General features: G+C 68.1%; 11 protein-coding genes. 5 read left to right on the forward strand and 6 right to left on the reverse strand.

The window, feature by feature from the left end; all coding sequences use genetic code 11:
• The first annotated feature begins 86 nt into the window (after positions 1–86).
• From WHX56_RS07355 to rfaE2, 5 genes are all read left to right on the forward strand, one after another.
• Positions 87–1,088 (forward strand): Tim44 domain-containing protein, encoded by a 1,002-nt coding sequence (locus tag WHX56_RS07355; RefSeq protein ID WP_129241516.1) that lies wholly within the window; start codon positions 87–89, stop codon positions 1,086–1,088.
• Positions 1,089–1,270: 182 nt separating this feature from the next.
• A complete protein-coding gene (locus WHX56_RS07360) occupies positions 1,271–1,909 on the forward strand; it encodes a ubiquinone biosynthesis accessory factor UbiJ (RefSeq protein ID WP_287755748.1) in 639 nt (212 codons plus the stop codon).
• Positions 1,910–1,912: 3 nt separating this feature from the next.
• Positions 1,913–3,466, forward strand: coding sequence for a ubiquinone biosynthesis regulatory protein kinase UbiB (gene ubiB, locus WHX56_RS07365; protein ID WP_129241518.1), 1,554 nt, complete (start codon positions 1,913–1,915; stop codon positions 3,464–3,466).
• A 181-nt stretch (positions 3,467–3,647) separates the two neighbouring features.
• Positions 3,648–4,529 carry a ferritin-like domain-containing protein gene (locus tag WHX56_RS07370; RefSeq protein ID WP_129241519.1) on the forward strand — a complete coding sequence of 294 codons (882 nt, stop codon included), beginning with the start codon at positions 3,648–3,650 and terminating at the stop codon, positions 4,527–4,529.
• A gap of 209 nt (positions 4,530–4,738) precedes the next feature.
• Positions 4,739–5,227, forward strand: a complete 489-nt coding sequence (gene rfaE2, locus WHX56_RS07375; RefSeq protein ID WP_338880878.1) for a D-glycero-beta-D-manno-heptose 1-phosphate adenylyltransferase — start codon at positions 4,739–4,741, stop codon at positions 5,225–5,227.
• Here the strand turns inward: rfaE2 and WHX56_RS07380 are convergent.
• The 6 genes from WHX56_RS07380 to WHX56_RS07405 form a co-directional block, all read right to left on the reverse strand.
• A complete protein-coding gene (locus WHX56_RS07380) occupies positions 5,224–6,555 on the reverse strand; it encodes a TolC family outer membrane protein (protein WP_129241521.1) in 1,332 nt (443 codons plus the stop codon). The two genes, rfaE2 and WHX56_RS07380, sit on opposite strands and share 4 nt — an antisense overlap.
• 79 nt (positions 6,556–6,634) lie before the next feature.
• Positions 6,635–7,315: a protein-L-isoaspartate O-methyltransferase family protein gene (locus WHX56_RS07385; protein ID WP_043544965.1), complete on the reverse strand. Its 681-nt coding sequence runs from the start codon at positions 7,313–7,315 to the stop codon at positions 6,635–6,637.
• 101 nt (positions 7,316–7,416) lie between these two features.
• Entirely contained in the window at positions 7,417–8,259 is an 843-nt protein-coding gene (thiD, locus tag WHX56_RS07390) for a bifunctional hydroxymethylpyrimidine kinase/phosphomethylpyrimidine kinase (RefSeq protein ID WP_129241522.1), read from the reverse strand.
• Positions 8,256–9,059, reverse strand: a complete 804-nt coding sequence (locus tag WHX56_RS07395) for a thiazole synthase (protein ID WP_129241523.1) — start codon at positions 9,057–9,059, stop codon at positions 8,256–8,258. The genes thiD and WHX56_RS07395 overlap by 4 nt, the downstream gene beginning before the upstream one ends.
• Positions 9,060–9,207: 148 nt before the next feature.
• Positions 9,208–10,101: a cobalamin-binding protein gene (locus WHX56_RS07400; protein WP_338880879.1), complete on the reverse strand. Its 894-nt coding sequence runs from the start codon at positions 10,099–10,101 to the stop codon at positions 9,208–9,210.
• Positions 10,102–10,149: 48 nt separating this feature from the next.
• Positions 10,150–12,078 carry a TonB-dependent receptor domain-containing protein gene (locus tag WHX56_RS07405; protein ID WP_338880880.1) on the reverse strand — a complete coding sequence of 643 codons (1,929 nt, stop codon included), beginning with the start codon at positions 12,076–12,078 and terminating at the stop codon, positions 10,150–10,152.
• Between the last annotated feature and the right edge of the window lie 356 nt (positions 12,079–12,434).

A 12,434-nucleotide genomic window follows, 5' to 3' on the forward strand; every position in this document is an offset into this window, starting at 1 on the left:
TCGCGACCACGGCCCCGCGATCCGCGGGGCTCCCTGCTGCTCGGGGTAGCAGGGGGCGCGAGTACGAGTACGAGGGAGCAAAACTTATGTCCAAATTCTGTCTTTCGCGGTTTGTCGCCGCGGCGCTCATCGCCATTTCCGGCGCGGCGCTGGTGACGGCGTCGTTCGACGCCGAAGCCCGGCGCGCCGGCGGCGGCGCCAGCATCGGCCGGCAATCCTCCAATGTGACCCAGCAGCGCCAGGCCACCACGCCTCCGGCCGCGGCCAACAATACGGCTGGCGCCACGGCGGCGCCGGCGGCTGCCGGCGCCGCGACGGCCGGCGCAGCGGGCGCGGCCGCCAAGAGCGGCGCTTCGCGCTGGCTCGGCCCCATCGCCGGCATCGCCGCCGGCCTGGGCATCGCCGCGCTGCTGTCCAGCATGGGCCTGTCGGGCGCTTTCGCCGAATTCCTGTCGTCCGCGCTGCTGATCGGCCTGGTCGTCTTCGCCATCATGTTCATCGTCCGCCGCCTGCGCGGCGCCGCGCCGCGCACTGCCACGCAGGGCGCTTTCGGCGGCGCGAACAACGCGCCCGCGGGCCAGCAGCAGCAACCGATGTGGCGCCAGGCGCTGCAGCCGGCGGCCGCTCCCGCTCCCGCCGCGGCCCCCGCAGCCGCAGCCGCGCCGGCCGTGCTGCCCAAGGCTGGCGAGGACAACAACTGGTTCGTGCCGGGCGATTTCGATACGCCCAACTTCCTGAAGCAGGCCAAGGAACAGTTCGTGCGCATCCAGGCAGTCTGGGACAGCGGCAGCACCGACCGCCTGCGCGACTTCCTGACCGACGACCTGATCATCGAACTCAAGCCGCAACTGGCCGAGCGCGGCGAGGCGCCCAACAAGACCGAAGTCGTGCTGTTGAACGCGGAACTCCTGGGCATCGAAACGGTGTCCGACGGCCACCTGGCCAGCGTCCGCTTCTCCGGCATGCTGCGCGAGGCGCCGGGCACCGAGGCTTTCCGCTTCGAGGAAGTCTGGAACCTCTTCAAGCCGGCCTCCGGCGGCTGGTTGCTGGCCGGCATCCAGCAGATCCCGGTGGACTACGCCAGCTAAAGCTGGCGGACCGGGCAGAACCGCCCTCCGTTGGGGTGCCGCAAGGCATCCGCTTGAGCCGGCCCCACTAGGGGCCGGTTTTTCCATGTGCCTGCGCAAAACACGCTCTCATCTAACCCGTTACACTCCCGATTTACCCATCAATTCCGGCAACTCCGCCCATTGGGCCGTTGCAGACCGCCATGCTGCCTTTTTCGTTCCTGCCCACTCCCTCGCGGTTGGCTGTTAGCGCGCTCAACGCCCTGTTGCGGCGCGAGGACTGGGCGCGCGAACGCCTGTCGCGGCATGCCGGCAAGACGGTGCGCTTCGCGCTCGGCGGCTTCAGCCTGGGCCTGGCCATCGACAGCGAAGGGCTGGCGGCGCAGGCCGATGCGGCGGTGGTGCCCGACGTGACCCTGACGGTCGCGCCCGAGAAGCTGCCGGTGCCGCGCCTGGGCGCAGACCGCGACGCGCCGGATTTCGCCGAGGCCACGCATATCTCCGGCGATGCCGCCCTGGCCCAGGTCGTCGCCGACCTGTCCCGGCAGTTGCGCTGGGACCCCGAGGACGCGCTGGCCCGCGTGGTGGGCGACATCGCCGCGCTGCGCATCGCGGGCGGCGTCCGCGCCGTGGCCGGCGGCGCGCGCACGGCCGGCCAGCGCCTGGCCGGCAACGTGTCGGAATACCTGTCGGAGGAAAGCGGCGTGCTGGCGGGCCGGCCCGCGCTGGAACAGTGGCGCCTGGACCTGGCCGAACTGAACGCCCGCACCGAGGCCCTGGCCCGTTCGGCGGCCGCGCTCCAAACCCGCCTGGCCACGGCCGGCGCAAAGCGGGGCGCCTGATCCATGTTCCCTCTGCTGCGCCTTGCCCGCATCGTCCTGGTTTCGCTGCGCTACGGCCTGGACGAACTGGTGCTCTCCAGCCTGAACCATCCGCTGGCCACCTGCCTGCTGCGCGTCATCCGCCTGGGCACGCGTCCGCGCAAGCCGCGCGGGCTGCGACTGCGGCTGGCCCTGGAATCGCTGGGCCCCATTTTCGTGAAGTTCGGGCAGGTGCTGTCCACCCGCCGCGACCTGATCCCCGCCGACATCGCCGACGAACTGGCCCTCCTGCAGGACCGCGTGCCGCCGTTCCCCTCGGCGCAGGCGGCCGCCTGCATCGAAGCGGCGCTGGGCGCGCCGCCCGAGAAGCTGTTCGCGCAGTTCGAGGTGGACCCGGTGGCCTCGGCCTCGATCGCCCAGGTGCACTTCGCGGTGCTGCATGACGGCCGCGAGGTCGCCGTGAAGGTGCTGCGCCCGGGCATGCTGAGCATCATCGAGAAAGACCTGTCGCTCTTGAAGGTGGTGGCGCGCATCATCGAACGCCTGGGCGCCGACGGCCGCCGCCTGAAGCCGCGCGAAGTCGTGGCCGAGTTCGACAAGTACCTGCACGACGAACTGGACCTGGTGCGCGAAGCCTCCAATTGCAGCCAGTTGCGCCGCAATTTCGGCCCCGAGTCCGGCCGCGGCGACATGCTGATCGTGCCCGAGGTGATCTGGGAATACACGGCCTCCACCGTATTCACCATGCAGCGCATGTATGGCGTGCCGGTGGGCCGGGTGGACCGCATGCGCGAGGCGGGCATCGACATCCCGACCCTGGCGCGCACCGGCGTCGAGATCTTCTTCACGCAGGTCTTCACCGACGGCTTCTTCCACGCCGACATGCACCCGGGCAACATCTACGTGTCGGACCGCCCCGAGACGCTGGGCAGCTACATCGCCCTGGATTTCGGCATCGTGGGGTCGCTGTCGGAGTTCGACAAGAATTACCTGGCGCAGAATTTCCTGGCCTTCTTCCACCGCGACTACCGCCGGGTGGCCCAGTTGCACATCGAGTCGGGCTGGGTGCCCCCCGATACGCGCGAAGAAGAACTGGAGGGCGCCGTGCGCGCCGTCTGCGAACCGTACTTTGACCGGCCGCTGTCGGAGATTTCGCTGGGGCAGGTGCTGCTCCGGCTGTTCCAGACCTCGCGCCGGTTCAATGTGGAGATCCAGCCGCAGTTGGTCCTGTTGCAGAAGACCCTGCTGAACGTCGAGGGCCTGGGCCGGCAGCTCGACCCCAACCTGGATCTCTGGAAGACCGCCAAGCCCTACCTGGAACGCTGGATGCGCCAGCGCGTCGGGATCAAGGGGCTGCGGCAAAGCCTGGAAAAGGAGGCCGCGCAGTGGTCGCAGATGCTGCCTGCCTTGCCCAGGCTGGTCCATGACCACCTGAGCCGCCCCAATGTCTCGCCGGCCCTGCTGGCAGAGATGGCTCAGTTGCGGCGGGCGCAGGAGCAGAACAACCGGCTGGTTGCAGCGCTGGTTGGGGTCGTGGCGCTCGCGGTCGGGGTCGCGATATGGGCGTTGACCCGGTAGGCGGCGCAATGATCTAGACGCCTTTTGTCATGTTTCATTCATGAAACGGTCATCATAGCTTCGCGGGAGACGGCGAAAAATAGCGCTGCGGCGGATGGTTGCAGCGCTCGCGCCGACAAGCCGCGCGCGCCATTCATCAATTTCTATAGCCCCATCAGCGGGACGAATACAAGGGCAGACCATGCTTTATCCTGAACTCTTCAAGACCATGGAAGCCGTGCGCTGGAACATGGCGCATGACATTCCCTGGGGCGACTTCGATCGCAGCAAGCTCTCCGACGAGCAGGCGCACACGATCAAGATGAACGCCATCACCGAATGGGCCGCCTTGCCGGCCACCGAAATGTTCCTGCGCGACAATCGCGGCGACAGCGATTTCTGCGCGTTCATGTCGGTATGGTTCTTTGAAGAGCAGAAGCATTCGCTGGTGCTGATCGAGTACCTGCGCCGCTTCCGCCCGGACCTCGTGCCCACCGAAGAAGAACTGCACAACGTGCGCTTCGAGTTCGATACGGCGCCCGAGCTGGAAACGCTGATGCTGCACTTCTGCGGCGAAATCCGCCTGAACCACTGGTACCGCCGCGCCGCCGAATGGCACACCGAGCCGGTCATCAAGGCCATCTACAAGACCGTGGCCCAGGACGAGGCCCGCCACGCCGGCGCCTACCTGCAATACATGCGCCGCGCCCTGCACGACCGCGGCCAGAACACCAGCGAGCAGGCGCGCCTGGCATTCTCGAAGATCGGCGTGCTGATGGCGTCGGCAGCCCGCACGCAGCAGGCCCTGCATCCCACCAACCTGCACGTGAACAAGGACCTGTTCCCCAACGACACGGTGCAGTCGCGCCTGCCCGAGCCGGGCTGGCTCGAACATTGGCTGGACACGCAGATCCGCTTCGACGGCGTCTGGGAACAGAAGGTCGTCACCCGCATCCTGCACATCCTGTCCAAGCTGATGGACCGCAGCTTCGAAACGGTGAAGGACCTGAACCGCTACCGCAAGGAAATGTCGGCGCTGATCGTGCCGAAGGAAAAGGAAATCGTCGTTCCTTCGGCGGTGTAAGGGCACCCGTTTCGAGGTGTCTGACACCCGTATGGGAGGTCCGCCGTACTGAAACCGGTCTTCCCGGGTGTCTGACACCGGTCGTATCTTGACGGCCTATCAGATTCAGCCGGTGTCAGACACCCGGGACGGTAGTGTTGGGTTCGTTGCACTGTCTCGTACGGGGGTCAGACACGCGGAATGTTGGGTAAGGGCAGTACAATCCCGCCATGCCTGCCGCCCGTTTCGAATCCAAGGTCCTGTCCCGCGACGAATGCGTCGCCGCCGTCGCCGCCGGCCGCTACCCGCGGCCGCTGGTGTTCACCAACGGCGTCTTCGACATCCTGCACCGGGGGCACGCGACCTACCTGGACCAGGCGGCGCAATTGGGCGCGACGCTCGTGGTGGCGGTGAACACCGACGAATCGGTGCGCCGGCTGGGCAAGGGCGCTGAGCGCCCGCTGAACCGCATGGAAGACCGCGCCGCCTTGCTGGCCTCGCTGGGCTGCGTGGCGGCCGTCACGTCCTTCCATGAAGACACGCCCGAGGCGCTGATCGCGCAGCTCAAGCCCGACCTGATCGTCAAGGGCGGCGACTACGACATGGAAAAGCTGCCCGAGACCGCCCTGGTCAAGACCTGGGGCGGCCGCGCGGTGGCCATTCCGTTCGAATTCGAGCGTTCCACCACCGCCCTGGTGAAGAAGATCCAGGGCGCCTAGCGCGGTTCCCGCAGCAGGCGGTTGATCGCTTCCAGGTCCGTTTCCGCCAGGATGCCGCTGGTGGCCTTCAGGCGCAGGCTCGCCAGCACGGTGCTGTAGCGCGCCAGCGCCAGGTCGCGCTGGGTGGCGTAGAGCTGCTGCTGGGCATTGAGCACGTCCAGGTTGATGCGCACGCCGACCTCGTAGCCGGTGCGGTTGGCCTCGACCGCCGCGCGGCTGGATTTCTCGCCGGCTTCCAGGGCCTGGATGCGGGCCAGGCCGCTGGTGACGCCGGTGTAGTACTGGCGCGCGGCCTGGATGGCCTGGCGGCGCGCCGTTTCGTAGTCGTGGCGCGCCTTCTGCTCCAACTGCACCTTTTCGGTCACCTGCGACGACACGCCGCCGCCCGCGTACAGCGGAATCGACAGCACGACGCCGATGGTGTTGTCGATCGGCTTGCCCGGCGCGGCATTGCCCATGACCGCGTCGCTCGCGCTGCCGCTGGTGGCGCGCAGGTTCAGCGTGGGGTAGTGGCCGCTCTTGGCGATCTGGATCTCGCGTCCGGCGATGCGGGTCAGCAGTTGGGCGCGCAGCACGTCCAGGCTGGAGGCCTCGGCCTGGTTGCTCCAGTCGGCGACGCGGGCGGGCTGCGGGGCAGGCAGTTGCACGCCGTAGGGCAGTTCGGCCAGCGCGCCGGGGGCCGTGCCGACGATCTTGGCCAGCTCGTCGCGGCGCACTTCCAGATCGTTCTGCAGGCGCAGTTCCTGGGCCACCACCAGGTCGTAGCGCGCCTGCGCTTCGTAGGTGTCGGTGATGGTGGCGTTGCCCAGCTCGAAATTGCGCTTGGCGGACTCCAACTGCCCGGCCACGGCGGCCTTCTCGGCCTCGGTGGCGGTCAGCGTGTCCTGGGCGTAGAGCACGTTGAAATAGGCGTCGGCCACGCGCAGCAGCAGATCCTGGTAGGCCTGCTGCAATTGCACTTCGACGTCGGCCACGACCAGCTTGGACTGTTCGTAGTTCTGCCAGCGGCCCCAGTCGAACAGGGGCTGGGTCAGCGCCAGGTCCCAGACGCCGCGTCCGCCGCTGTAGGCGACGCCCAGGCCGCGGGTGCTGCGGGTTTCCTGGTAGGCCCCGCCGGCTTCGGCGGAAATCAGGGGCAGGAGCAGGGAGCGGGCCTGGGGTTCTTTTTCCAGGCCGGCGCGGTAGTTGGCCCGCGCGGCGGCGTAGATCGGGTCATTGCCCAGCGCCGCCTGCCAGACCTGGATCAGGTTCTGCGCGCGGGCAAGGGACGGGCCGGCGCTTGCGGCGCAGGTGAATACCAATAAAGCCGTAAGCAATCGGACGCGCATGATTTTCAACGATACGCCGGGCCGCCCGGAACGCCGCCGGCCTGGCCGGGGCGTGGACGCTGGGCGGCAGGGTTGGGACTCAGAACTTGAACTGGGACACCGTCACGCCGCGCAGCGGCTTGATGACCGTTTCGAACAGGTTCACCGTTTCGAAGCTGGCCGCGGTGGTGCGGGTGATGCGACAGGCCGTCATGACGGGGGCCTGGCCGACGACGACGACCAGGCGGCCGCCCACGCGCAACTGGTACTTCAGCGCGTCCGGCACGGTCGGCACGGAACCCGTGACGAGGATGGCGTCGTATTCGGTGGAGCCCCAGCCGTTGCGGGCGTCGCCCGTTTCGACCTTGACGTTGGTGACGTTGTTCATTTGCAGATTCTGCTGGGCGAACGTCACCAGGCGGCTGTCGATCTCGACCGACGTGACCTGTTGCGCCAGGTAGCCCAGCAGCGCGGCCTGGTAGCCGGAACCGGTGCCGATTTCCAGCACGCAGTCGGACTTGGTCAGCAGCAGTTCCTGCGCCAGGCGGGCTTCCACCTTGGGCGCGAGCATGGTCTGGCGCGTGTTGACCGCGTTGATTTCCAGCGGCAGTTCCAGGTCGGAAAACGCCATCGCGCGCAGGGCCGGCGGAACGAATTGTTCGCGGCGCACGTCGAACAGCGCTTGCAGCACGTTGGCGTCCAGAACGTCCCACGGGCGGATCTGCTGTTCCACCATATTGAAGCGGGCTTGTTCTACGTCGGGCAGGGTCGAAGCGTTCATGACGGTCAGAAAAAACAGAGGAATCAACTGACCATTGTACCGATTCGTAGCGTACTGTGACGCTTCGGCCCGCCGACAAGTGTTTCAGCCGGCGCCCGGGCCTACCACCAGGCGTGGAAGTGATGCACGGGCCCGTGGCCGGAACCCACCGACAGGCGTTCCGCGTGGCGGATGGCCTCGGTCAGGTAGGCCTTGGCGCGACGCGCGGCCTCTGGTACGTCCCCGGTTTGCGGCAGCAGGGCCGCCAGCGCCGCCGACAGCGTGCAGCCGGTGCCATGGGTGTTGGCCGTGGGGATGCGGTGGCCGGGCAGTTCGATCATCCGGTCGCCGTCGTGCAGCAGGTCGATGGTGTCGTTGCCGGGCAGGTGGCCGCCCTTGACGAGGACCCAGCGTTCGCCGGAATGGGCCAGTTTGTTGCGCAGCCGTTCGGCCACGCGGCGCATTTCCTTGACGGTCTCGACCGGGCGCTCTTCCAGCAGCACGCCGGCCTCGGGCAGGTTGGGCGTCAGCAGGGTGGCCTGGGGCAGCAGGGCCTCGCGCATGGCGCCCACGGCCTCGTTCTCCAGCAGCAGGTCGCCGCTCTTGGCCACCATGACCGGGTCCAGCACCACGTGGGCCGGGGCCCATTTGGCGAGCTTTTCGGCCACGATTTCGATTACCGGCCGCTGGCCCAGCATGCCGATCTTGACGGCGTCGATGCGCACGTCCTCGAACAGCGTGTCGATCTGCTGGCCCACGAAGGCGGGCGGCACCGCCGAGATGCCGGTGACGCCGCGCGTGTTCTGCGCGGTCAGCGCGGCGATCACGGCGCAGCCGTAGGCGCCCAGCGCGCTCATGGCCTTCACGTCGGCCAGGATGCCGGCGCCGCCGGACGGGTCGACGCCGGCGATGGTCAGCGCGTTGGGGATGGGGCGGCCGCCTGCGGCCTGCTGGCCGGTGCTCATTTGGGGGCGCCGGCCGTGATCAGGCCTTCGGTGGGCGAGCTGGGGGCGCCGCTGTACAGCTTCTTGGGCATGCGGCCGGCCAGGAAGGCCTCGCGGCCGGCTTCCACGCCCTTTTTCATGGCGCTGGCCATCAGGATGGGGTCGCGCGCGCCGGCGATGGCGGTGTTCATCAGGACGGCGTCGCAGCCCAGCTCCATGGCGATGGCGGCATCGGACGCGGTGCCCACGCCGGCGTCCACCACGATCGGCACGCGGGCCTGGTCGATGATGAGGCGCAGGTTCCAGGGGTTCAGGATGCCCATGCCCGAGCCGATCAGCGAGGCCAGCGGCATCACGGCCACGGCGCCCAGGTCTTCCAGCATGCGGCACTGGATGGGATCGTCGGTGCAATACACCATGACCTTGAAGCCGTCGTCCACCAGGGTCTTGGTGGCCTTGAGCGTTTCGGGCATGTTGGGGAACAGGGTCTGCGGGTCGCCCAGCACTTCCAGTTTCACCAGGTCGTGGCCGTCCAGCAGCTCGCGCGCCAGGCGCAGCGTGCGCACGGCGTCGTCGGCGCTGTAGCAGCCGGCGGTGTTGGGCAGCAGCGTGAATTTCGAGGGCGGGACGTAGTCCAGCAGGTTCGGTTCGCCGGCGTTCTGGCCGATATTGGTGCGGCGGATCGCGACGGTGACGATCTCGGTGCCGCTGGCGTCCAGCGCCGCGCGGGTCTGTTCGAAGTCCTTGTACTTGCCGGTGCCGACGAGCAGGCGCGACGAGTAGGCGCGGCCGGCGATGGTGAGAGTGTCTTGAGTGGTCATGGCGGTGTTTCAAAGGGCGGGTGCGCACGATGCGGGGCCCGCGGGGACTGGCGTATCTTGCACGAATGATAAAGCACGACGCCGATCGGCAGACGAGTCCGGCGGAATGCCGCGTTCCACTATTTGAAGATGGCGGCATGGCGGCGGATCAGCGGCGCAGGCGGTCCAGGTCGGCGCAGAGGCTTTCGGCCGCGTCCAGCAGCCGCGGCCCGGGGCGGTACAGCGCGTCCGCGTCGATCCCGTACACGTGGCCCTGGCGGGCGGCGGGCAGGCCCAGCGCCTGCCAGGCGGCGAGGTTCCGCGGCGTGTCCTCCGGCTGGCTCACGCCCGCCAGCACGGCTTCGGGCCGGGCGGCCAGCACGCTTTCCAGCGTGACCTGCGGAGCCACGACGGGGGCCTGGCCGAAGACGTTGACGCCGCCGCAGGCGCGCAGGGCGTCGCTGACGATGCTGGAATCGTTCAGGGTGAAGATGGGGTCCAGGCCCGCCTGGACGAACACGCGCACCGGCCGGCGGCCGGCGTAGCGCGCCGTCAGGGCGTCCAGCCGGGCGCGCAGGTCCCGGGCGGCGGCCCGCGCCTGGGGTTCGGTGCCGAACAGGACGCCCATGCGCTCCACGGCGTCGGGGATGGCCGCCAGGGTCGGCGGATCGCTGTAGAAGACCGGAACGTCCAGCTTGCCCATGACGCGGACCAGCGGCTCGGCGGCGGCCGCCTGCCAGGCGATCAGCAGGTCGGGGCGGGCGGCGGCCACCCGTTCGGGGTCGGGCTGGGTGCCGTCGCCGATGACCGGCAGGCGGCGGGCGGCGGGCGGATAGTCGCTGCCGCGGACGGTGCCGACGAGGTAGTCGCCCGCGCCCGCGGCGTAGACGAGTTCGGTGGCGTGCGGAGCCAGGGTGACCGCGCGCCGGGCGGGCGCCGGCAGCACGACGTCCCGGTTGCGGTCGTCGCGGACCGGGATCGTGGCCGCGCTGGCGCCCTGGACTGCCAGGCAGGCAAGCCAGAGCCAGCTTGTACGAGCGATCCGGTGAATCGGCGGCGTCATGGAAGAGGGGGGGGCGGGCGGCGCAGGCCGCCGCCCGCACATCCTAGCCTACATGCGCCAGGACAGGTTCACGAACGCGTTCGAACCCGGCGTGGCGTAGCCTTCGGCCAGGGTGTAGTGCTTGTCGAACACGTTGTTCCAGCGGACCTGCACCTGGAAGTTGCGCGTGATGTCGTACGAGGCGGTCAGGTTGAAGAGCCCGTAGCCGGCCATGTACGTCTGGCCCACGTCGTAGCGCTCGTCCGACACGTACCACTCCGCGCCCACCAGCAACTGGTCGAAACGATGGTCGATCGAGGTGCGCAGGACGGTGCGCGCGCGGCGCAGCAACTGCTCGTTGGTGTCGTCGTTCTTCGGATTGCTCAGGTCCAGGCTGGCCCGGATGCGGGTGTTGCCGAAGCTGTGCGCGCCCGAAACGGTGAAGCCCTGCAGCGTGGCCCGGCCGACGTTGCCCAGCGTCGATCCGGCGAACGGATTGCTGGGGTCCAGGGCCTGGGTCTGAATCAGGTTCTTGACGCGCGTGTGGTAGTACACGACGCCCAGTTCGCTGGTGTCGTCCTGGTACTTCAGGCCGATTTCGCCGTTGCGCGATTCTTCGGGCTTGAGCCGCGGGTTGCCGACATAGCCGCCGATGTCCGGGTAGTAGAGGTCATTGAAGCTGGGGGCGCGGAAGCCGGTATTGGCCGCCACGGTCGCGCGCAGATTGCCGGTCAGGTCGAAACCGTAGGCCAGGCCGCCGGTGGTGCGATGGCCGACTTCGGACACGTTGTCGTTGCGCAGGCTGGCCTGCACGTGATGGCGGCCGAAGTCGCCCAGGTACACGCCGGTGAACGAATTCACGTGGCGGCGGGTCTGCGAGTAGTCGCCATAGGTCACGTTCATGAAGTCGGTGAAATCGGCGATGTCGCCCTTCACGCGCTGGTCCAGGTGTTCGTAGGCGAGCGTGAACTTCTGGTTCTCGGCCAGGCGGAAATCGTTCTGCCAGGAATACTGGTTCTGGCGGGTGCGGAAGGTGGTGCGGCCGTCGGGCGAGTTGCCGGGGCTCAGGTCGGCCGGCGCGTTGCGCGATTCGTTGTCGTCGACCATGTAGCCCACGCGCAGCGTGCTCTTCCAGAAGTCGGCCAGGCGGTTTTCGCTGGTGATCGAGTAGTTCTCCAGCTTTTGCACGCTGCGGTCGTTGAAATAGGGCTCGCCGTTGTCATAGCCCCCGTTGACGCGCGTCTGGTAGACCTGCACCGACAGCTTCTGCTCGGGCTTCCATTCGTAGCCCAGCGAGCCGGCCACGTTGTTCTGGTAGTAGCTGTCCTTGTCGGGGTTGTGCGAAAACGGATTGCGCGTGGTGGTCGCGTCGAAGCCGTGGCTTTGCTGGTAGCCGCCCGACAGGCTGTAGGTCCAGCCGTTGGACGCGCCCGAAATGCCCGCGTTGTAGCTGCTGGTGCCGTAGGTGCCGAAGCCGATGTTGGAGTAGGCCGACAACGGCTTGTCGCTGGCCTGCCGGGTGATGACGTTGATCACGCCGCCGATGGCGTCCGCGCCGTACAGGCTGCTGGCGGCGCCGCGCACGATTTCGATGCGCTCGATGCTGTCCGCGGGGATGGCGTTCAGCGCGGGAATGCCGCTGGACGCGTTGTTGATGCGCTGGCCGTCGATCAGCACCAGCGTCTGGTTGCTGTTGGCCCCGCGCATGAACAGGCTGGTCGCGGTCTGCGGGCCGCCGTTGTTCACGTATTCGATGCCATGGCTGCGCGACAGCACTTCGGCAAGGCTGCTCTGCCCGGCGCGCGACAGCGTTTCGCGGTCGATGACCGACGTGTCGCTCAGGACGTTCTTCAGTTCCTGGGGCGTGCGGCTGGCCGTCACGACGATGGTGTCCAGTTGGGCGACGGATGCGGAAGGGGCGGCTTGCTGGGCGCTGGCCAGGAGGGGGGCGGCGCACGCCAGGACGCCGGCGCTGCGGCGGATGGAGCGGGTATTCATCAGGATGACCTCGGTGTGACGCGCGACCCCGCACGTCGTTCACGAAAACGGGCACGCGCGGCGCGAGGCGCCGGGCGCGTGCTTGCTGGCGAACTGGCCGGTATCGGGCTGCCATGGGCGCGTCGCGCGCATGGGGACCGTTGCGGGGGCAGCACAGGCTGGAGCCTGGATGGGCGGGCCGCCTTGTGGGGGCCAGCCGTCCTGCGGACATCTTCCTGTTTCCCGTTTACCTTTCGCGCGCCGCCTGCAAGTGTTGCGTTCTTGCAAGCGCATTGCGCCGAAAGCACCGGTTCGGGGCCGAAACTGTATCACCGGGAGGCGCGGGTTAGCCCATTTTGTTACGATCAGGGCTTGTT

It is taken from the genome of Achromobacter veterisilvae (assembly GCF_037619525.1).
Lineage (GTDB): Bacteria > Pseudomonadota > Gammaproteobacteria > Burkholderiales > Burkholderiaceae_B > Achromobacter > Achromobacter veterisilvae.